The 20,993-nt window shown below is 41.3% G+C and carries 17 protein-coding genes; 3 read left to right on the top strand and 14 right to left on the bottom strand.

The genetic code is table 11. The annotated features are described in order from the left end of the window. Position 1: 1 nt before the first annotated feature. From N5852_RS09920 to N5852_RS09910, 3 genes are all read left to right on the top strand, one after another. Positions 2-970, top strand: coding sequence for a hydroxyacid dehydrogenase (locus N5852_RS09920; RefSeq protein WP_262097638.1), 969 nt, complete (start codon positions 2-4; stop codon positions 968-970). A gap of 101 nt (positions 971-1,071) precedes the next feature. Further along, complete coding sequence (locus N5852_RS09915; protein ID WP_262097637.1) at positions 1,072-2,241, top strand: Gfo/Idh/MocA family protein; 1,170 nt, start codon at positions 1,072-1,074, stop codon at positions 2,239-2,241. A 134-nt stretch (positions 2,242-2,375) separates the two neighbouring features. Beyond that, positions 2,376-3,116, top strand: coding sequence for a sulfite exporter TauE/SafE family protein (locus tag N5852_RS09910; RefSeq protein WP_262097636.1), 741 nt, complete (start codon positions 2,376-2,378; stop codon positions 3,114-3,116). Positions 3,117-3,123: 7 nt separating this feature from the next. Here N5852_RS09910 and N5852_RS09905 read toward each other — a convergent pair whose 3' ends face one another. The 14 genes from N5852_RS09905 to recJ form a co-directional block, all read right to left on the bottom strand. Beyond that, positions 3,124-4,032 (bottom strand): MurR/RpiR family transcriptional regulator, encoded by a 909-nt coding sequence (locus N5852_RS09905; protein WP_262097635.1) that lies wholly within the window; start codon positions 4,030-4,032, stop codon positions 3,124-3,126. Positions 4,033-4,342: 310 nt separating this feature from the next. Beyond that, the gene (locus N5852_RS09900) at positions 4,343-5,368 is read right to left on the bottom strand and encodes an ABC transporter permease (RefSeq protein WP_262097634.1); all 1,026 of its coding nucleotides are present in this window, start codon (positions 5,366-5,368) and stop codon (positions 4,343-4,345) included. 17 nt (positions 5,369-5,385) lie between these two features. Continuing rightward, positions 5,386-6,927 carry a sugar ABC transporter ATP-binding protein gene (locus N5852_RS09895; protein ID WP_262097633.1) on the bottom strand — a complete coding sequence of 514 codons (1,542 nt, stop codon included), beginning with the start codon at positions 6,925-6,927 and terminating at the stop codon, positions 5,386-5,388. Positions 6,928-7,167: 240 nt separating this feature from the next. Beyond that, positions 7,168-8,097, bottom strand: a complete 930-nt coding sequence (locus N5852_RS09890; protein WP_262097632.1) for a substrate-binding domain-containing protein — start codon at positions 8,095-8,097, stop codon at positions 7,168-7,170. A gap of 89 nt (positions 8,098-8,186) precedes the next feature. Continuing rightward, positions 8,187-9,167, bottom strand: coding sequence for a substrate-binding domain-containing protein (locus N5852_RS09885; RefSeq protein WP_262097631.1), 981 nt, complete (start codon positions 9,165-9,167; stop codon positions 8,187-8,189). A gap of 43 nt (positions 9,168-9,210) precedes the next feature. Further along, positions 9,211-10,140 carry a sugar ABC transporter substrate-binding protein gene (locus N5852_RS09880; protein WP_262097630.1) on the bottom strand — a complete coding sequence of 310 codons (930 nt, stop codon included), beginning with the start codon at positions 10,138-10,140 and terminating at the stop codon, positions 9,211-9,213. Between the two features lie 364 nt (positions 10,141-10,504). Next, positions 10,505-11,434 carry a substrate-binding domain-containing protein gene (locus N5852_RS09875; RefSeq protein WP_262097629.1) on the bottom strand — a complete coding sequence of 310 codons (930 nt, stop codon included), beginning with the start codon at positions 11,432-11,434 and terminating at the stop codon, positions 10,505-10,507. 38 nt (positions 11,435-11,472) lie between these two features. Continuing rightward, positions 11,473-12,306, bottom strand: coding sequence for an SDR family oxidoreductase (locus tag N5852_RS09870; protein ID WP_262097628.1), 834 nt, complete (start codon positions 12,304-12,306; stop codon positions 11,473-11,475). A 227-nt stretch (positions 12,307-12,533) separates the two neighbouring features. After that, positions 12,534-14,378, bottom strand: coding sequence for a 3D-(3,5/4)-trihydroxycyclohexane-1,2-dione acylhydrolase (decyclizing) (gene iolD, locus N5852_RS09865; protein ID WP_262097627.1), 1,845 nt, complete (start codon positions 14,376-14,378; stop codon positions 12,534-12,536). Between the two features lie 587 nt (positions 14,379-14,965). Beyond that, positions 14,966-15,172, bottom strand: a complete 207-nt coding sequence (locus N5852_RS09860; protein WP_262097626.1) for a DUF3329 domain-containing protein — start codon at positions 15,170-15,172, stop codon at positions 14,966-14,968. A gap of 284 nt (positions 15,173-15,456) precedes the next feature. Further along, complete coding sequence (locus N5852_RS09855) at positions 15,457-16,374, bottom strand: DMT family transporter (protein WP_262097625.1); 918 nt, start codon at positions 16,372-16,374, stop codon at positions 15,457-15,459. Positions 16,375-16,485: 111 nt separating this feature from the next. Beyond that, positions 16,486-16,803: a hypothetical protein gene (locus N5852_RS09850; RefSeq protein ID WP_262097624.1), complete on the bottom strand. Its 318-nt coding sequence runs from the start codon at positions 16,801-16,803 to the stop codon at positions 16,486-16,488. A gap of 67 nt (positions 16,804-16,870) precedes the next feature. Next, positions 16,871-18,982 (bottom strand): S9 family peptidase, encoded by a 2,112-nt coding sequence (locus N5852_RS09845; protein ID WP_262097623.1) that lies wholly within the window; start codon positions 18,980-18,982, stop codon positions 16,871-16,873. Between the two features lie 169 nt (positions 18,983-19,151). Beyond that, a complete protein-coding gene (gene recJ, locus N5852_RS09840; protein WP_262097622.1) occupies positions 19,152-20,957 on the bottom strand; it encodes a single-stranded-DNA-specific exonuclease RecJ in 1,806 nt (601 codons plus the stop codon). Between the last annotated feature and the right edge of the window lie 36 nt (positions 20,958-20,993).

The raw sequence follows: 20,993 nt of genomic DNA, 5'->3' as shown, positions 1-20,993 counted from the left end.
TATGAAAAATGTTCTTGTTGCTGGTAGTATTCACCCCGATGGTTTAGCTTTGTTGCAAGAAGCGACGGGCCTCAATATTCAATATGTTACGGAAGTTTCGACCCAAAGCATGTTGCCGTTTATTGAAGATGCGCATGCCTTGCTGATTAGAACGCAGGCTTTGCCAGCAAGCTATATTGATAAAGCAAAAAATCTTGAAATTGTTTCGCGCCATGGTGTTGGTTACGATGCCGTTGATATTGATGCCTTAAATAAGCGAAACATTCCGCTTACAATAGTTGGCGATGTTAATTCACGCTCTGTAGCAGAGCATGCAATTACGCTCATTCTTGCAGCTGCGCGTCGCATTGTTTTGTTTGACGATAAAATTCGTCATGGTGATTGGAACTATCGCAATAGTCTAGATGCCAGTGAGGTTGATGGAAAAACCCTGCTGATTATAGGTTTTGGACGTATTGGTAAACGTGTTGCACAAATTGCCAATGCATTATCAATGCGCGTCGTGGTTTTTGATACATTTGTAGATGAAGCCGATATAAGGCAGTATCAATGCGAGCCAGTTGCAACTTTGGATGGTGGTTTACGGCAAGCCGATATTGTGACCCTGCATATTCCCTCAAATAGCAAAGTACCGCTTATTGGAGCTAATGAACTCGCGGTCATAAAAAAAGGGGCCATTTTGGTAAATACTGCACGTGGCAGTCTTATTGATGAGCAAGCATTGGTAAAAAGCCTTAATTGCGGCCATTTAACCGCTGCAGCACTTGATGTATTGAATGATGAGCCACCCCATGTCGATAATCCACTTCTTGCCAATAAGCGAGTTATATTAACGCCTCATAATGCTGGCCTTAGTGAGGAAACAGCATGCCGCATGGCAAAGGCGGCAGCAAAGAATATTTTGGATTATTTTGACGGTCAATTAAATCCAAATCTTGTGGTGAATAAGTTTTCATCCGTTATTGGTTAGTTCTTGATTATCAATAAATGAGCACCAGCCCAATACATATTCAAAAAATGATTATGTAGCACAAAATGAAGTGGATAATTTTAGAATAAAGGGGGGGCATTATGGATAGATTGGTAAAATTACCTTTCGCACCAATGGAACGGCGTTTAAGGCTCGGCTTTGTTGGGGGCGGACAGGGAGCGTTTATTGGTGCGGTTCACGCCAATGGTGCAAGATTATCAAATCGTTGGGATATTGTCGCTGGTGCACTGTCATCAAAACCGCAAAAGGCTCAAGAATCTGGGCGTGAGTGGTATTTGGCATCAGATCGCATCTATAGCGATTATCAACAAATGGCTTTAGAGGAAGCCGGAAGGGAGGACGGTATTGAAGCCGTGGTTATTGTTACCCCCAATGCCATGCATTTTCCAATGGCAAAAGCTTTTATTGAAGCGGGTATTGATGTTATTTGTGATAAACCGGTAACTATTACCCTTGCCGAAGCTCAAGCTTTAATGGAGTTGCAACAAAAGCATAAGGTATTTTTTGGGGTTACCTATACTTATTGTGGTCATGCTATGGTGAGGCAAGCCAAAGCTATGATCAAACAAAATATGCTAGGCGAAATTCGTCAAATTCATGTCGAATATTTTCAAGAATGGGCGATTGATGTGCCAGATTTTTCGGCGTGGCGCTTAGATCCAGAGGCATCGAATGGTGTTTTTACCGTTGGTGATATTGGTACCCATGCATTTCATCTAGCAGAATTTGTCAGTGGCAAAAAGCTTAATGCGCTAAATGCTTGTTTTTATATAACAGGCCAACCCAAACGCGTTGAAGATACAGCTTTTATGCATTTACAATTTGAAGATAATATTCCCGGAACCTTAATGGTGTCGCAAGTAGCCGCTGGAGCACAATGTGGCCTGAATATTCGTGTTTTTGGAAGTAAGGCAGGGCTTGAATGGCAACAAGAAAATCCTGAATATCTGCATTTTAAACCAGTTGACCAGCCAGTGCAAATCTATAGTCGTGGTTATAGTGGCGGTATTTTAGAAGAAGCAAAACGCTTGGTTAGAATGCCTCGCGGCCATCCTGAAGCATTAAGCGATGCATGGGCTAATCTTTATACTGAATTTGCCATTGCTATTGACGCGCGCCGCAATAATAAGCCATTGCCAGAAGATTTGATACAATGCCCACAATTATCAGATGGTCTGCGTGGTATGGCTTTTATTGAAACGGCGGTTAGATCCAACCAAATAAAAAACTGGGTCAATATGGTAATTTAGGGGCAAAAATCATTAATTAAAAGAGCAAGCATTTCTTTTGCTACGCGAAATAATATTCGGGTAACGACGTGATACACATGAATATTGGGGTGCTGGTTCTCATGTTAACCCATTTACTTGATTGAGGTAGAGCTATGACATTATTAATCATTAGTGCAGTGCTTGCCGCCTATTTTATCGGCCTTTCTAAAGGGGGATTTGCAAATTTTGGTATGTTGGCCGTTCCGCTTATGGCTTTGGCCATGCCAACTATGCAGGCCGCAAGCCTCACACTTCCTATTTTTGTTTTAAGCGATATTATGGCTCTCTATCTTTATCGGCACGTGTTTAGTGCTCGTAATCTCAAAATTTTGATACCATCAGGCATTGCCGGCGCAATGTTTGGCTGGGCGACAGCATCCTATCTATCAGAAGATTGGATGAAGTTATTTATTGGTGTAATTGGCTTTATCTTTTGTATTTATTTGGTGTTAAAACCCAAAAATCTTGCGCCAAAACCTGCCAATATACCGCGCGGCATATTTTGGGGCATATTGACAGGCCTAACCAGCTTTGTTTCACATTCTGGCGCGCCACCTTATCAAGTCTATACTTTACCCCAAAAAATGGCACCGGAAATTTTTGCCGGAACAACCACTTTTGTATTTGCAGCGATTAATTTTTCTAAAATTATTCCTTATATTGCCTTGGGGCAAATGGGATTTGAAAATATAAAATATGCAATTTTCTTATTACCAATAGCTTTTGCAGGTATCTATACGGGGTGGAAGGCCGCAAAATTATTGCCTGAAAAACTATTCTTCCAGATTGTACAATGGGCGTTATTTATTGTGTCACTTAAGCTCATTTATGATGGATTGACCCATATTTTATAGATAAGCTTTAGCTCTGGTTGACTTTTGACATGGGAATAAGCGGCTTGCCATCTTCCATTTCGCCCTCTTGCAGTTTCGCGGCTAGCGCGATACAGATCGATAGGCTAAGGCTCATAGGAGCAGCTAGCGAACGCGAAAAAGAATATTCATCCTCTGGAATAGTATATAATACGCTTGCATTTTTGGCGAGCGGTGACAACTGGCTGTCGGTAATAATAATGCTTGGCGTCTTATTTTCGTGCGCAATATCAGAAATAGCAACGACTTCTTTAGCATAATGACGGAAAGATATAGCAATAAAGGCATCATTAGGCCCCATAATGCGTGCCATTTCTAGGGCAAGACCACCGGCTGGATCAAGAAGAGTTACTTTCTTTTTGAGCATAGATAAAACATAGCGAAAGAATCTTGCAATAGGATCTGATCGCATATGGCCAGCAATATAGATTGTATCGCAATTGCTTAAAATCATTGCCGATTGTTGCAACATATCTTCGCTAACCATATCAACCAAAGTCTCTAATGCGCTAATATCACGTGCAACCAGCTGCTTTAAAAATCCCACATTGCCTTCATTAGCATTGGATTTTAAATCGTCTTGTAATGCATTGATGCGTTGATGATAGCCTGGAGTAGCGGAAGAAAGCCAAGCTTGAAATATGGTTTGTAGCTGTTTAAAGCCGCTATAGCCAAATGATTGGGCAAAGCGTACAATGATGGAAGGATGTGTTCCACATTGCTCAGCTAAGGAGTTAATAGACTGCATCGCAATAATATTAGGATTTTGCAATAAAAAACGCGCAACTTGCTGGAAGCGTGGGCTCATTTTAGGGTATTCATCGGTAACGCTATTAACAAAGCCTTCATAAGTGGATAAATGTTGAGGGAGCGCTGTATCTTTCTTAACTCGAGCCATATCAGTATTTAACCTGCTTCAATTGTTTTATGCGTCATTAACAAATTGATTGTCAATTCATTCGTATCACGCACTTAGAGTTTTAATAAAGCGTATTTTTTAAAGCGAATAGCGACTATAGAATGATTGTAATCTCATCAAATATATCAATAATTTAAATATATTACAATAAATTAGCACTTTGAATAACACAATAATTGTGTACGGGCTTTAAATATTAAAGTCCATTGGCTTGCTACTTTTTTGGTTAAAAAAAAGCCCTTGCAAAGAAGGGCTTAATTTATTTGGGAGGAAATTTTATTTATGATTATTAACTTCTTTTTTTGCGCTTTTGACGATAAACGTCAATGATAACCGCTACAACAACGATGACGCCCTTGACGATTTCCTGATAATAGGCATCAAGGCGCAAAAATGTGAAGCCTGAAAGCATCACACCTAAAATAAGAGTGCCGATGACCGTACCAGGAATACGGCCAACACCACCTGAAAGCGATGTACCGCCAATAACAGCAGCGGCAATCGCATCAAGCTCATAGCTTAACCCCATAGCAGATTGCGCGGTAAGCGCACGCGATGCCGTGATAACGCCAGCAAGACCGGCAAGAGCACCTGCAATTGCATAGACTTTAATTAAGTGACGATCAACATTAATACCTGATACGCGTGCAGCTTGGACATTAGCACCGATTGCATAAGTATATTTACCATAGCGTGTATAACGTAAAACAATATGAAAAACGACAGCAAGCACGAGAAAAATAACAACTGGCCACCAACCGCTACCGATAAAACTAAATTGCTCGGTAAAGCCTGAAACTGGTTGGCCTTTTGTAATCCATTTGGCAACACCGCGTGCGGATACCATCATACCAAGAGTTGCAATAAAGGGTGGTATTTTGGTAAAGGCAATCAAGGCACCGTTAATTAGTCCTGCTATAAGCCCGATTAGAACCCCTATCAAAATAGGAATAAAGGCTGGCAAATCGGTAAACTGGGGATAAAGCGCAGATGCCCAACTGGAAGATTGCGCAAAGCAAGCGGCAATCATTGCAGACATGGCAACCACTGAACCAGACGATAAGTCAATGCCGCCTGTTATAATGACTTGTGTCACACCAATAGAGATAATGCCGATAACTGAAACCTGTAGGATCATGATCTTGAGGCGTGCAGCATTCCACAAAAAACTTTGATCGACCAATAACCAGCCCATTGCTTCATAGGCAAGCGCAATACCAATTAAAACGAAAAAAATGCCAACTTCCGGTGGAAGGTGTATTTTTTTCTTGGCGGTTTGATTGGGTGCTGATGCCGTATTATGTTTTGTATTCATTTTTTTCCCCTTATGTCCTAAAGAGCTGCCAAATTCATGACTGCAACTTGTGTTGCTTCAGCGCGATCTAAAAAGCCAGTGACTTTGCCCTGATGCATAACCATGATGCGGTCACTAATACCCAATACTTCTGGCAGCTCAGAAGAAATCATGATAACAGCAACGCCGCGTTGGGCGAGTTCGCCAATAAGTTTGTAAATTTCAGCCTTGGCGCCAACATCAATACCTCTGGTTGGTTCATCGAGGATCAATATGTCAGGATTGGTCAATAGCCATCGACCAATCAAGACTTTTTGTTGGTTGCCACCTGACAGGTTTTCAATGCGTTCATTCAAACCAGGGGTTTTAATACGCAGTTTTTGCCGCATTTCGTCACATAGTTTGCTTAAGGTGCCTTCTTGGACAAAACCTTGCTTGACGTATTTATGGTTGATAACCGCCATTTGCATGTTTTCAAGAACATCAAGCAATAAAAAACAGCCCGTTTCCTTGCGGTCTTCGGTCAGGAATGCCATTTGATGACCAATAGCGTCATTGGGATCTTTAATCGTGACGGCTTCATTTTTAATAAGAATTTCGCCAGATGTTGCAGGAGTTACGCCAAATATAGTTTCAGCCACATTTGATCGGCCAGAGCCAACAAGGCCGGCAACACCAAGAATTTCTCCTGCACGAACGTCAAAAGATACGTTTGAAAATGCACCCTCAAGACAAAGATCCTTAACCGAAAAGATAACATCACCAATATCTACTTCCGCTTTTGGAAACATTTGGCTTATTTCGCGCCCTACCATCATTTGAATGATTTCATCACGCGAAACATCTTTTGCAGCATGGGTTGAAATATAATGACCGTCGCGGAAAATTGAAAATTCATCGGCAATTTGGTAAAGTTCATCCATCTTATGGGTGATATAAACAATTCCGACACCATTTGCTTTCTGGCGGTTGATAATCTGGAATAAATGCTCCACTTCGCGGTCGGTAAGTGCTGACGTTGGCTCATCCATAATAAGAACGTCAGAATTATAGGAAATGGCTTTGGCAATCTCAACCATTTGCTTTTCAGCGACAGTTAAATGGCGTATTTCAACTGAGGGGGATATATCAATATGCAATTGTTCAAACAAAGCAGCTGTTTGCTGATACATTTGGCGATGGTTTACAAGACCAAACATGTTGACAGGCTCACGTCTTATCCAGATATTTTCAGCAACGGTCATATAAGGCATGAGTGCCAATTCCTGATGGATCATGGCAATTCCATTTTCCAAGGCATCTAACGGCGATTCAAGACGGATAGGAACGCCTTTGAATTTAACGGTGCCTTGGTCTGGGCGATAAATTCCAGCTAAAATTTTCATCAATGTGGATTTGCCAGCGCCATTTTCGCCCATAAGCGCATGAACACTGCCCGCCTTTAGTTTAAACTGGACGTTGTCCAAAGCTACAACTCCAGGAAACTCTTTTCGTATATTTTCTGCAACGAGCAAATATTCAGCATTGGCCTTAATGCCAACATGTCGTAATGCAGATATGGTAACTGGACTTACAACCATGTCATACCTCCCTTATTTCTGGTCGGGTGGAATATTGAAAAATAAAACCGATATTCCACAGCATCTATTTTTGAGGCGTTTTTTATTAAGGCTAAAACAAAAAAACGCTTTATTTTGAGTGAGTTTTATTTTTGAAAATGCCCACCGAGAATGAAATATCTTCCCTAAAGTGATAGTGTTCTTGGCTTCTTTCTAGGTAAACTTTGAAGCGGCAATACAAATAATTCTAGTACCGTTGCTTCAATTGCGATTAGCATAGGATTCAAGGTTTTCCTTAGTAATTGGCTCAAAAGGGACATAAATTGCTTGAGGCAATTCTTTACCATTGACAAGATCAATCATTGCGTCAACAGCAGCATGGCCTTGCGCTTCGGTGTTTTGAAAAATCGTTGCATCCAAGTCACCAGCCCGTATTGCTGCTAGGCCGTCGGGTGTGCCGTCAACTCCAACAACAACTACTTTATCCATCGACATGCCTGCCGCCTTCATAGCTTGAATGGCACCAAGCGCCATCTCGTCATTATTGGCTAATACAGCATCAAACTGAAAACCGGCTGATAACCAATTGGTCATGAGATCCATTGCGTTGGTTCTAAACCAATTGGCTGATTGCTCTTCAACAATTTTAATATCTTTACAGCCCTCTTTTGCAAATCCGTCATGGACACCTTTGGTGCGGCCACGTTGTCCTGTTGTGCCAAGTAGTCCTTGTAATATGACAACATTCCCTTTGCCATTTAGTACCTTGCAAACATATTCCGCCTGCAGAAGTCCTGCTTCCACCTCATCAGAGCCAACAAAGGATTGTCCCTTGGGTAATTGGTCAACATTGGTTGGTGCATTATTTAGGAAAACGAGTGGCACGCCTGCATTTTGGGCGGTTCTTGAAACAGCAATACCTGAATCTGCATCAACGAGTAAAACCATCAAACCGTCAACATTTGACGCCATGAAATTTTCAATTTGGCTTTGCTGACGTGAAATGTCGCCTTGCGCATCTTCTGTACGGGCTTTAAGGCCATCCTTAGTGGCAACATAAGCTTCAATTTTTTTACGTAAAATAGTAATGAAATTATCATCAAATAGCGAAAAGCTCATGCCAATTGTTTGCGCTTGTGCAGAAATACAAAAGCCAACGGAACAAATAAGTGCTGCTAATAATCTTTTCATATTTTTCTCCTCCAGTTTTAATGGTTTTTCTACATCACATTGCTAATTTGACATTTTTGTTCCCTAAAATAAGGGCGGCATCCTTTCCACTAATTGCGATTTGCATATTCATCGACATTGTCGGCGGTTATTGTTTCAAAAGGGATGTAGATTTGACGATCTATATCTTGGCCTTGTATCAATAGCTGAAGATTATCTATTGCTTGGCTTGCTTGCTGTTCAGCATTTTGAAAAATAGTGATGTCAAGATCACCTGATTTGATAGCGGCCAAAGCATCTGGAGTTCCATCAACGCCAGTGACAACCATTTTATCAAGAGATATTCCCGCGGATTTCAACGCTTGAATTGCACCAAGTGCCATTTCATCATTTTCACCGAAAACCGCATCAAATTCAAAACCAGCAGTTAACCAATTGGTAACAAGATCTAAGGCATTGGTACGGAACCAATTAGCCGTTTGTTCTTCAACGATTTCAATGCCTTTACACTCGTCTTTGGCTAGGCCTTGATGAATTCCTTTTGTCCGCTCTCTTTGTACACTAGAGCCAAGAAGCCCCTGCAGTACGACGGCTTTGCCTTTGCCTTTTAATGTGCTACAAATAAAGTCAGCTTGTAATCGCCCAGCTTCAATTTCCTTAAAGCCTACAAAAGCTTGTCCTTTGGGCAATTGTTCGACATTTGTCGGAGCATTATTAATATAAACAGCTGGAATGCCCGATTGTTGGACTATATTTGAAATTGCAACACCAGAGTCTGCATCAACCAATAATATTATTAGGCCATCCACACCAGAGGCGATTAAATTTTCAATCTGGCTTTGTTGGCGTAAAATGTCACCTTGTGCATCTTCCAATCGGCTGCTGACGTCATTTAAAGTTGCGATATGGACAGCCATTTTTTTACGCAAAATAGTAACGAAATTATCGTCAAAAACCGAAACACTTATGCCAATAGTCTGCGGTTTTGCCAGTGTTGTTTTTTGTGTTTTCTCTTGTGCTTTGGCTAGATTACACAAAGCTAGTGAAAGAAATAATGCTGAAAGCAGTAAAGTTCGTAAATCTATCTTCATTTAACCCTCCCAAGTAAATAATTATCGATTTTGCATTTTTACATTAATTTCTGTTGATATATTCTTTGAAGTTTTCTTTGGTTATCGGTTCAAATGGAATATTGATAATTTTATCTACATTTTCGCCGTTAACGAGCTTTAATATTGCATCAACTGCTTGTATGCCTTGACCTTCGGCATTTTGAAAAACGCTTGCATCTAAATCACCCGCTTTAATAGCAGCTAAAGCGTCTGGTGTGCCGTCAACACCAGCTACAATTACCTTGTCCATGAAAATACTAGCAGCTTTCATTGCCTGAATTGCACCAAGTGCCATTTCATCATTATTGGAAGCAACTGCATCAAATTTAAAGCCTGCTGAAAGCCAGTTGGTCATTAAATCAAGCGCATTCATGCGAAACCAATTGGCGGATTGCTCTTCAATTATTTTAATACCTTTGCAACCTTCTTTGGTAAAGCCTTCATGGACGCCTTTTGTGCGCCCACGCTGGCCGTTTGTGCCGAGCCCTCCTTGTATGACAACCACATTACCTTTGCCCTTAAGGGTTTTACAAATAAAATCAGCTTGCAATAGTCCTGCTTGAATCTCATCAGATCCAACGTAAGCTTGACCTTTTGGAAGGTTTTCTATTCCAGTAGGTAACTGATTAACAAAAATAAGTGGTACACCAGCGCGTTGGGCAGTTTTGGAAATGGCTACACCTGAATCTGCATCTACAAGCTGAACAATTATACCATCAACGCCCGATGCGATGAAATTTTCAATCTGGCTTTGTTGGCGGGAAATGTCTCCTTGCGCATCCTCAGCACGTGCTTTTACACCATCTTTTGTTCCTATATGGGACATCATTTTTTTACGCAATATTGTTAAGAAATTGTCGTCAAATAAGGACATGCTGATGCCGATTGTTTCTGCTTGCGCTGAAGCTGTCATACCGATTGAGCATAGTAATGCAAATAGTAATTTTTTCATTGTTTCCTCCGCTTAAGTGTTTCTCAGTTCATCCCCATGACTGATAAAACTATTTAAAAAACGTATTTGCTTTGTCTTGCGCACAAGAAAGGTTTTATAAAAACCATCCCAATTGCTAAAGTGTAAAAAACTAGATAATCTGGAGCTTAGTATTAATTTGCTAGGCTCGAATTTTTCCCTTAGAGCAGGTTTCTTCTAAAGGTTGCCCACCAAAGATTTATTTTCACCTTCTTGCTATGGGTTTGATTTTTTGCATCCAGTTTAAATGCTTCCTTAAGACCTAAAGGTTGGAAAAATGAAACGTCCTTTTTTAGGTTTGCCTATTTTCACGACATTCGTGGCGCTTGGTGTTTTGCTAAGTATTTTAATTGCGATTAAGATAGGATTGAATATTTTCCTTGGTGATCAGTTCAAAGGGAATATAAATTTTCTGCGCGACATCTTCCCCTTTGATGAGTTTTTGTACGGCTTCTATTGATTGGTCTGCTTGTGCCTTTGCATTTTGGAACATAGTAGCGGTTAAATCGCCTGCGGTAATTGAGCTTAAGCCATCGGCTGTTCCATCTACCCCAAGAATAACAACATCATCAAGTGTTGCGCCAGCTGCTTTCATAGCTTGTATTGCGCCAATTGCCATTTCGTCATTATTCGCAACGACAATGTTGAATTTAAATCCAGCTGAAAGCCAGTTGCTCATTAAATCCATTGCGGTTGTGCGCGACCAATTGGCTGTTTGTTCTTCAACAATTTTAATGCGATCACAACCTTCTTTAGCTAAGCCATCGTGAAAGCCTTTTACACGTCCCCGTTGTCCAGCTGTTCCTAATAAGCCTTGTAATACCACTGCACGACCTTCACCTTTAAAGGTCTTACAAAGAAAATCAGCTTGTAAAAGTCCTGCTTCCACTTCATTGGATCCAACATAAGCCTGCCCCTTTGGCAATTGGTCAACATTTGTGGGGGCATTGTTAATGAAGATAAGTGGTATATTGGAATTTTCAGCCATTTTTGAAATGGCCGCACCTGAATCTGCATCAATGAGCATGACAACAAGTCCATCGACACCTGATGCAATTAGATTTTCAATTTGGCTTTGCTGGCGTGAAATATCGCCTTGTGCGTCTTCGCTACGAAGGGTGATTTCTGGCTTTTTTGCAACGTCTTCATTCATTTTCTTGAACAAAATTGCTTGAAAATTTTCATCAAGGCGCGCCATGCTGATACCAATCGTTTCTGCTTGGGCTGAACAGCTCAAGCCAATTGAGCACAAAATGGTAAGAAGTATTTTTTTCATCATGGTTCCTTTTTAATTATCAGCTTATAAATAGTGCGTTAAAGGCTTGCTGGCTCATTAGGAAAAGGTGCTTGATCGTAAGCCCCCCAAATGGATTGATCAAAATTAACGCATGCACCAGTCATTAGACCGGATTGTTCAGATGCTAAAAATAAAATGGCATTGGCAACTTCTTCTGGAGCAAGTAATCTTCCAAAAGGAAGACCTTTTGCTGCCTCCTCAAGCCAGTTTTCGGCTGCACCGTGATATTGCGTTTGGATACGATGTTCGCCGTCGCTTGCCATCCAGCCAATATTGAGGGCATTGACACGAATTTTGTTGCGTAAAAGCGAAAAGGCAACATTGCGCGTCAAGGTATCGAGAGCACCTTTTGATGCACAATAAGCTGATATAAATGATTGCCCAGCCATTGAGGACATGGATGAAATATTAATAATTGAACCTTCGATATTTTCACGCATAAAGATTTTTGCAGCTTCTTGTATAAGGTAAAAGGGTGCTTTTATATTGACTGCAAATAGCGCATCAAAGGTTTCTGGCTCCGTATTAAGAATAGTACCGCGATCGGTAAGGCCTGCTGCATTGACCAAAATATCCAAACGGCCAAAACGCTTGTCCGCAGCATTAATAACTTTGCGGCAATCTTCTACTTGTTGCAAATCAGCTTCAACAAATTCAACATCAATATTCTGTTGGGCTAAGAGTTGTGCTTGTGCATTGCCTTTTTGACTGTTGCGTCCGCAAATAATAATGCCTTTTATGCCATGATTAGCAAAGGTCTTTGCTGTTGCAGCACCTAGCCCTTGTGTGCCACCAGTAATTACAGCTATTTTACCTCGTAGTAATGTTGATCCATTTAAAAGGTCTGACATTGTCACAACTCCTCCAGTTAAATATTTATTCGACCATTAAGCACACAGCCAAAAAATGTTGCAATTAGCCTTGCCAGAGCTTTAGGTTAAAACTCCAGTTGCAAATTTATAAGTTTAAGAAATCCCAAGGTGGCTAAGTTAAATCTCAAATGCCGAAGGGGTTTTCTAGATGCTTGGATAATTCGTAACTACATAAAAAGTTTAATTCAATTATGCGTGCTTATTGCTTAAACGCCCACTCTTTGCTTGGTCTGTCTTACTTTCACTTGCTCTTGATAAACTTCATTCACCTCAGGGCGGTTTGACACTTCGGGTACGCCTACATCCCACCAAGTATCGCCAGGTGTCCAAGTGAAGGCGTCGGTCGTCATTGTAATGACAGTGGTACGGTCCGTTGTTTTGGCCCAATCCATTGCAGCAGCAAGATCTGTTAAGCTTTCAACGCGCCGCGTTAATGCGCCCATTGATTGCGCGTGTTGGGCAAAATCAACATAGACCTGATCGACAATATTGCAGTCTTTGATAAGATTATTAAATGAGGCGCCGCCTTTGGCGTTTTGCAAACGGTTGATGACCGCGTAGCCACCATTATCGCACACAAGAAGAATGATTTTATGACCCGTAAGAATGGTGGAATAAATATCCGAATTCATCATCATATAGGTGCCATCACCAATCATTACAATTGGGGTGCGGCTTGGGTCTGCCATGGCTGCGCCCCAACCAGCGGGTATTTCGTACCCCATGCAGGAAAAGCCGAATTCGCAATCAAAACTATGCTCAGATTTTACCCGCCAGTTTTTAACCGCTTCCCCGGGGAAGCCACCTGCTGCAGTAATAACAAGATCACGCTCATCGGCTTTTTCATTAATAACGCCAATGACCTGCGCATAAGTTGGAGCCGTAGTATTTGAAGGCTTTTGATATTCATCAAGTGCAGCATTCCATTGCGCAAATTGTTGACGCCCTTCCTCCATCCAGCTTGCGTCAGCCTTATAATCAGCAAGGGCAGGGGTAAGATCTTCCATTATAGCTAATGCATCACCAATAACCGCATGAGCAAGGTGTTTTTTTGCGTCAAACCGTGCTGCATTAATTGCAACGATTTTTGCGTCTTCTTTGAATACAGTCCATGAACCAGTGGTATAATCCATCAAACGTGTACCAACGGCAATAATCAGATCAGCTTCAGCCGCAAGTTTATTTGCCGAGGTTGAGCCTACAATACCAATTGGCCCAATATGAGCAGGGTGGTTATGAATGACTGAGCTTTTCCCCGCAATTGTTTCGCATAATGGGATATTATGATCAAGGGCGAATTGCGCAAGAATTTTCTCAGCGCCAGAATAGCGCACACCGCCGCCCGCAATGATAAGTGGTTTTTTTGCTGATTTTATCAAGCTTATGGCTTGTTCTAATTGCACTCTATCTGCGCGCGCGCGTCCAATTAAATGGGTTTTGGATTCAAAGAATGTTTCTGGGTAATCCCAAGCTAATTCTTGTACATCTTGCGGTAAGGCAATAAAAGCAGGTCCGCAATCAGCTGGGTCAAGCATAGTGGCAACAGCTTGTTGCATTGAAGAAATAATCTGTTCAGGATGGGTAATGCGATCCCAATAGCGCACAACAGCTTTAAACGCATCATTGACCGTTGTTGTTGGATTGCCATAATGCTCAACTTGTTGCATAACAGGATCTGGACGCCTATTGGCAAATGTATCACCAGCAAGCAGTAAAATAGGCAGGCGATTAGTATGGGCAACACCGGCAGCAGTTACCATATTTAACGCGCCCGGGCCGATTGAACTTGTTGCAACCATAATTTGACGGCGTTTTTTCGCTTTGGCAAAGCCAATGGCGGCAAGAGCCATAGATTGTTCATTTTGACCGCGCCAAGTGGGTAAAATATCTTGTACTTCCTCTAAGGCTTCTGCAAGACAAGTAACATTTCCGTGGCCAAATATACCAAAAACACCTGGAAAAAGTGGTACACGCTCCCCGTCAACTTCTGTAAATTGGTTACATAAATAACGCACGAGAGCCTGAGCCATCGTCAAACGGACTGTCTTCATTTTTGCCTCCCTAAAATCTCCTTACTTGAGAGTATTACAATTTTAATTGCACTTCAAATAAAAAATGCAATAAACTTTAATTTTATGGTTTGAAAGTGGTGAGAAAACGGCGATTTTTCAAAAAATCTCGTAATAAATTTCACTTAAAATATTGGAATATGGTGTTAATTAATTGGAAATATAGAATATTTTTTATGAATTTTAAAAAATAGAATTTTTATTGCATTTTAGCAAAGGCATTAAGGATTGATATAATAATGCAGTGGAAAAATTGGTTTTCACTGCAATTTACAACGGCAATTCACAAATGCAATTTACAAATCAAATTCATAAATGAAAATTTCAAATGCAATTTACAAATCAGTTTATTTATAGGCTCTTGTAAATTGCAGTTATTTAAAAGATTGGCATTAATACATTTAAAAAATCAATCTTAGGTCATATTCACTTCTAACAAACGAGTAAGATAACCTTTGCTAAAAGCACTAATCACAACGCAAAATAGTTGTTTAAACTGGGAATGTAAAAATAAAAAGGATATTTGTGCTGATTAGGCAGTTGCAAGAATTTTAATTAATTGCATAAAACTAACCTTTGCCCTCATCATTATTGGCACCGCTATCATAAGTTAAAATAAGAGACCAAAACCCATAAACACCCATCAAGACAAATATAATAGCCCAAGTGATTTCATTGCCATGAAACTCAAAAAAAGCCCAACCAAAACAAAATATAACAATAAGGACGCGCACCCACAACGGGCGTAATATCTTATAACCTTGTTGCTTACTCATTATGTCTCCAACTTGTTTATCATAGGGCATTAAGATGTTATCCGTTATTAATAGTGAAATAAAGGATAAATTTGAAGGCAGAACTTACTTATTCGTATGAAACGGTATGAAGAATTTTTATAAGAACAAGAAGAATAAGCAAGGACTGATAATTTGCGGTGCGGCTTGTTTAAACTTGACCCTTTTTACGCGTCCTATATTTAAAAAAGCATGTTGGATGTAAACCAATTGCGTGGATGCGATTTAACTATTTTTTATGACTTCTCAAAGAATGTTCAGTTAAGCTATTGTGCTTTTTGTCTTTTATTAAATAGGTTGTTGGGTAAGGTTACAAAAATCAATGATGCAAGGATCAGTAATACGCCAAGCCAGCCTATAAGTGGTAAACGCTCCCCAAGAATAAGCACTGCTAAAAATGCCGCAACAACTGGTTCCATCAGCGTAATGGTAATGGCAAGGCTTGCTTTAATGCGTGCAAGACCATAGCCAAAACACAAATATCCTAAAAACATTGGGATAAGAGCCATATAAAGCCCTACCGAAAAATTTTGCCATGATAGCAGGAAAGGTGCGCCAGTTGCCAAAAGTATTGGCATAAGCATAAGGCCACCCAGCCCAAAGGTTGCGCCCATAGCTGCCGATGAGGCAATGCCTTTTTGCATAAGCTGACGGGATGTCCAAGAATAGCCAGCATAGGTAAGCCCAGCAACGAGCCCTAAAAAAATACCAAGCAATGCATTTTCATCGGGTTTATGGGTAGATGCGCCATGGTGGGTCGCAAGGCAAAGTAAAATAATGCCAACAAGGCCAACGCTAATACCAATGAGCCAGCGCATGGAAATCGGATGCTTTTCAAAAACACGCTCGATAATAACCGAGCATAATGGGGCTGAACCAATGGAAATAACAGTACCAATAGTGACGCCGGCAAGCCGCATAGAAGCATAAAAAGCAAGCGGATAAACCAAAACCGAAATACCCCCTGCTAATAATAAAACCCAATGGCGTTTGAGGGCAGATAGTTGCGTGGATATTTTTTTGCGTGCCATAAAAGCTTGGATTAGTCCGCCAAGCCCCATGGCAGCCGCGCCAATGGCAATAGGGCCAACTTGTGGTGCCATGGCGGCAGCCGTTCCTGTTGTACCCCATAATAGTGCCGCAAAGAAAACAGCACCAAGGCCATAATAATAGTCTTTAGACATGCTGCATCCTTTGGATTATTTAAGAGGATAGAAGCGGCGACTTCTTTTGAAACTTTATATTTGAGTGTCAATTTAACCCAAAAGTTGTTTTACTTTTTGCGGAAAACGCGCTTAAAACTGCGTGCACATTGATGCATCGGGTGTTTTTTCATTATAATAATAATTCATAGTGAAAAGCCATGTTTTACACTCATTCATAGTTTGAAAACAGCGATAGCGTTCCACTGGCATATAGCCAGAGCCGTAATATTGAAATGGTGTTTGCTCCCAACCACGGAAAAAACCAGCAACAATGCCACTGCCTTTGGGCGGTGTATTGCAGCGCTTACCTAAAAATTCATTTTGTCTATCCGGCGCTGCTGCAAAAGACGTTAACGGAATAAGTGCAATGAAGATACTTATCAAAGATGCTTTTAATATTTTTATCATTGCACTTTCTTCCTTAATTTCTAAGCTAAATTACTCTCAGAATAGAGATATAGCTCAATTATTTTATTTAGATTTTTTCTGCCAAAATGTCATAATTGACAATTTTTAGCATGAAAGAATACATATAGGCCCATTCTTCAAGTCGTGAAAAGCGACCCGATGCTCCTGCATGTCCTGCATCCATATTAATGCGGAATAAAACAGGATTATAATCACTTTTACGTTCACGCAAGCGCGCAACCCATTTTGCTGGCTCCCAATAGGTAACGCGTGGATCCGTTAGGCCAGCAAGTACCAACATTGGCGGATAGGCTTGTTGCTTAACATTGTCATAAGGCGAATAAGAGGCAATTAAATCATAATCATCTTTAGATTCGATTGGGTTGCCCCATTCCGACCATTCTGGCGGGGTGAGGGGGAGGCTTGCATCAAGCATTGTGTTCAAAACATCAACAAAAGGTACAGCGGCAACAATGGCAGCATAATCATTGGGTGCCATATTAGCAATTGCCCCCATCAGCATACCACCTGCAGAACCACCAAAAGCCATTAATTTTTCATGCGAGGTAAAACCATTTTCAACCAAATAGCGGCCGGCAGTGATAAAATCATGGAATGTATTGGTTTTATTCTTTAACTTACCATTCTCATACCAATGATAGCCTTTTTCTTTGCCACCACGAATATGCGCCACACAATAGATAAAACCACGATCAACCAGCGATAGAACCGTAGTGCTAAAACTTGCTGGCATACTCATACCATAGGCACCATAACCATAAAGAAGACATGGCGCGGAGCCATCAAGAGCAATATCTTTGCGGTAAAGCAGGGTTAATGGTACCAATTCACCATCATGTGCCTTAGCCATTAGACGGCGGGCAACATAATCGCTGGCATTATGTCCTGATGGAACTTCTTGCTCTTTAAGCAAGTTACGCTCCCGTGAGCTCAAATCATATTCAAAAAGCTGGCGCGGTGTGGTTGGTGATGAATAGGAAAAGCGGATAATATCGCTATCATATTCTACTGCGCCATGCAGCCCTAAGGAATAGGCTTCTTCATCAAAGGCAATGGAGTGAACATCCTTGGTTGCACGGTTCCAAACTTTAATTGCAGGCAAGCAATTTTGGGTTTCTAGCCATAAAAGATAATTTTCATAAGCATCAAAGCCTACAATCAAACGGCCTTCTTCATGGGGAATGAAGTCTTGCCAATTTTCTGGCTCTGGCTGCGCTGATGGCGTTACCATCACTTTAAAATCACGTGCCTTATCCATATTGGTCAAGATATAGAATTGCTCGCCAGCAGGAATAATTTCATATTCAACACCGGTTTCACGGGCCTTAATTAATTTTGGCTGTGCTGATGGATCATTGGCTGGCAAATACCATATTTCTGATGTTTCATGGTCATGCAGATTGATAAAAATATAATCTTCCAAGGCAGAGCCTGAAACTTGAACAAAAAAGCGGCTATCTTCTTCTTTGAAAATAAGTCTATCTTCGCTTTGCTGTGTGCCAAGGCGGTGATAGAAAATTTCGCTAGCGCGGTGGTTTTCGTCTAATTTGCTATAGAAAAAACCTTGGGCATTGGCATCCCAAACTCCATCACCACTGGTATGCGACAAAATTTCATCATGGTCACTATCGCGACCAAAATCACGAATTTTAATATTGTAAAATTCTGATCCCTTATCGTCATAGCTCCAAAGGAATTTTTTATGGTCTGGTGCATAGCTAACGCCGCCAAGCTGGAAATAAGCTTTATCTACGCCCTCTTTATGGCCATCAAGATAAATAGATTGTTCGCCACCATCACGTTTCGTGCGGAAAAAATAAGGTTGCTCGCCGCCAATTGCAAAGGCTGAACCATAGGCAAATTCGCCGTCTTTTTCAGGAACAGATGAGTCATCTTCCTTGATGCGGCCCTTCATTTCAGCAAAAAGCTTGGCTTGTAATTCTTCAGTGCCGGTCATCATTTCGGCCTGATAGGCATTTTCCTGCTGCAATTGCGCTAAAATAGCTGGGTCAAGCTTTGATGGATCTTGAAACACTTCTTGCCAATTATCTGCGCGTAGCCATGCATATTCATCAGTTTTTTCAATGCCATGATGCACAGATTTTTGTGCAATTTTTGCCGTTTCAGGTGCTGCAATAGCTGGAAATATTTTTGCCATGATAAACCTTATAGGGTGAACAGAAATTTATGTGATAAAATGCAATATGTATGAAACTTTAAGAATAATCGCTGCCCTTTGCAATGATTATTCCAATTATAGATGGGGATTAAGTACCGCTATCACAAGCACTTTGTTTGCAAAGCTAAAGTGTTTATCACTGACCTCATCAGGCAGGGGCGGCATCAATAATGCGTATTTGCGGAGAATAGGAGCCATTCCAATAGTTAAGCGATAAATTGCCAACCATATGAATGTAATTGCCGCGATTAGCCAATAAAAATGTGCCAAGATCAGAACTGGCGCTGCGAAACGCAATGCCTTTAAGCTTTCTTCCTTCAGCATTGGCAAGAGTTACCGCAACATGTCCCTTTCCAACCTCACGCACATCAACAAGACAATGTGATGGGATTGCAAAAATAGGCTGATCATTGCCAGCACCAAATGGCCCAGCTTTTTCTAGCAATTTAATAAAATCATTGGTTGCGCCGCTAGCAGAAATTGCACCATCAATGGCAAGGGTTGCTGATTGGCGTAAGGTTAAAACACGCTTATTAGCTTCTGCATTACACCAAATTCTAAAATCATTGATTTTGCTGGCATTAATAGTAAGGCCCGCCGCCATAATATGACCGCCGCCTTTTTCAATTAAACCCTCTTCAACTGCGCGGCGTATAAGATCGCCTACATCAAAACCAGTGATAGAACGTGCAGAACCAGTTGCTGACCCATCTGGCTTAATAGCAAGGGCAATGGCTGGTCTTTGATAACGTTCTTTTAAACGTGATGCTAATAGCCCAACAATACCGGGGTGCCAATCGGGGCTTGCGACTACAATCACCGATGGCTCGGTGGTTTGTTGCGATAATTCAAATAAAACTTGCGCTTCTGCTTCTTCTAGCTGCACCGCTTCTAATGCTTGTCTTTCGCTATTTAAGCCTTCAAGTTCAAGAGCAATTTTTGTTGCTTGGTCGCCATTATCGGTACCTAGCAAAATACTACCAAGGGCCGAATTGCCAATGCGTCCGCCAGCATTAATGCGTGGACCAATTAAAAAACCAAGATGAAAGGTGTTTAATGGCTCACCAATACGCGCGGCTTTTGCTAGGGCGGCAAAACCAATATTGTTCATGCTGCGGGCGACTTGTAAGCCTTTAACCACAAAAGCACGATTAACCCCGATCAGCGGCACAACGTCACAAATGGTAGCAAGGGCGACAAGGTCAAGTAATGCCAACAGGTCAGGCATTTGCCCTTTAAATTGCCGGGCGCGTAAATTTCGTGAAATAGCTGCAAGAGTGATGAAAACCACCCCCGCCGCACATAAAAAGCCATGGCCAGAAAAATCATCAGGGCGGTTGGGATTAACAACAGCCAAGGCCTTGCTTGGCAAAACATCGCCCATTTGGTGGTGATCAAGCACCACCACATCAGCACCAAGATTTGCAGCGACCGCAATAGGCCCTTCACTTAAAGAACCGCAATCAACTGTTACAATGAGGCTTGCACCATTATGGACAAGTTGTGCCATTGCATCATCATTAGGTCCATAGCCCTCAACAATACGGTCAGGAATATGAATTTCAACCAAAAGACCAAAGCTGCGTAAAAACCGTGCCAATATGGTAGATGAGCAAGCGCCGTCAACATCATAGTCGCCAAGAATTGCAACTTTTTCACGCTTGATAATGGCATCGGCAATGCGTGTTGCGGCTTTATCCATATCCGCAAAGCTTGATGGATCAGGCATAGAATCGCGCAAGGTTGGATCAAGAAATTGATTGACATCGCCTTCTTCAATACCGCGTCCTACCAAAACACGTGCTAGCATGTCAGGAATGCCGTATTTTTGCGTCATTGCTAAAACAGCGTTGAAATTGGTTTTGTCTAAACGATCTACCCAGCGATAACCCAGTACCGAGCGTTCAACACCTAAAAAGCAATTTTTCTTGTCAGCATTATCTATATTCTTCATAATTTATATGTAGTGTAAATTATTCCTTATGTGAAG

Source organism: Bartonella sp. HY328 (assembly GCF_025449335.1).
Classification (GTDB): domain Bacteria; phylum Pseudomonadota; class Alphaproteobacteria; order Rhizobiales; family Rhizobiaceae; genus HY038.
Note: the sequence above shows the minus strand (reverse complement) of the source record. Positions and strands in the feature narration are given on the sequence as shown.

Coding starts and splice junctions, on each gene's coding strand:
- N5852_RS09905 (WP_262097635.1), bottom strand. CDS start 4,032: ATGGCTCGAGTTAAGAAAGATACAGCGCTCCCTCAACATTTATCCACT.
- N5852_RS09870 (WP_262097628.1), bottom strand. CDS start 12,306: ATGTCAGACCTTTTAAATGGATCAACATTACTACGAGGTAAAATAGCT.
- N5852_RS09855 (WP_262097625.1), bottom strand. CDS start 16,374: ATGTCTAAAGACTATTATTATGGCCTTGGTGCTGTTTTCTTTGCGGCA.
- N5852_RS09875 (WP_262097629.1), bottom strand. CDS start 11,434: ATGAAAAAAATACTTCTTACCATTTTGTGCTCAATTGGCTTGAGCTGT.
- N5852_RS09895 (WP_262097633.1), bottom strand. CDS start 6,927: ATGGTTGTAAGTCCAGTTACCATATCTGCATTACGACATGTTGGCATT.
- N5852_RS09845 (WP_262097623.1), bottom strand. CDS start 18,982: ATGGCAAAAATATTTCCAGCTATTGCAGCACCTGAAACGGCAAAAATT.
- N5852_RS09920 (WP_262097638.1), top strand. CDS start 2: ATGAAAAATGTTCTTGTTGCTGGTAGTATTCACCCCGATGGTTTAGCT.
- N5852_RS09910 (WP_262097636.1), top strand. CDS start 2,376: ATGACATTATTAATCATTAGTGCAGTGCTTGCCGCCTATTTTATCGGC.
- N5852_RS09850 (WP_262097624.1), bottom strand. CDS start 16,803: ATGATAAAAATATTAAAAGCATCTTTGATAAGTATCTTCATTGCACTT.
- N5852_RS09885 (WP_262097631.1), bottom strand. CDS start 9,167: ATGAAGATAGATTTACGAACTTTACTGCTTTCAGCATTATTTCTTTCA.
- N5852_RS09900 (WP_262097634.1), bottom strand. CDS start 5,368: ATGAATACAAAACATAATACGGCATCAGCACCCAATCAAACCGCCAAG.
- iolD (WP_262097627.1), bottom strand. CDS start 14,378: ATGAAGACAGTCCGTTTGACGATGGCTCAGGCTCTCGTGCGTTATTTA.
- N5852_RS09860 (WP_262097626.1), bottom strand. CDS start 15,172: ATGAGTAAGCAACAAGGTTATAAGATATTACGCCCGTTGTGGGTGCGC.
- N5852_RS09890 (WP_262097632.1), bottom strand. CDS start 8,097: ATGAAAAGATTATTAGCAGCACTTATTTGTTCCGTTGGCTTTTGTATT.
- N5852_RS09880 (WP_262097630.1), bottom strand. CDS start 10,140: ATGAAAAAATTACTATTTGCATTACTATGCTCAATCGGTATGACAGCT.
- N5852_RS09915 (WP_262097637.1), top strand. CDS start 1,072: ATGGATAGATTGGTAAAATTACCTTTCGCACCAATGGAACGGCGTTTA.
- recJ (WP_262097622.1), bottom strand. CDS start 20,957: ATGAAGAATATAGATAATGCTGACAAGAAAAATTGCTTTTTAGGTGTT.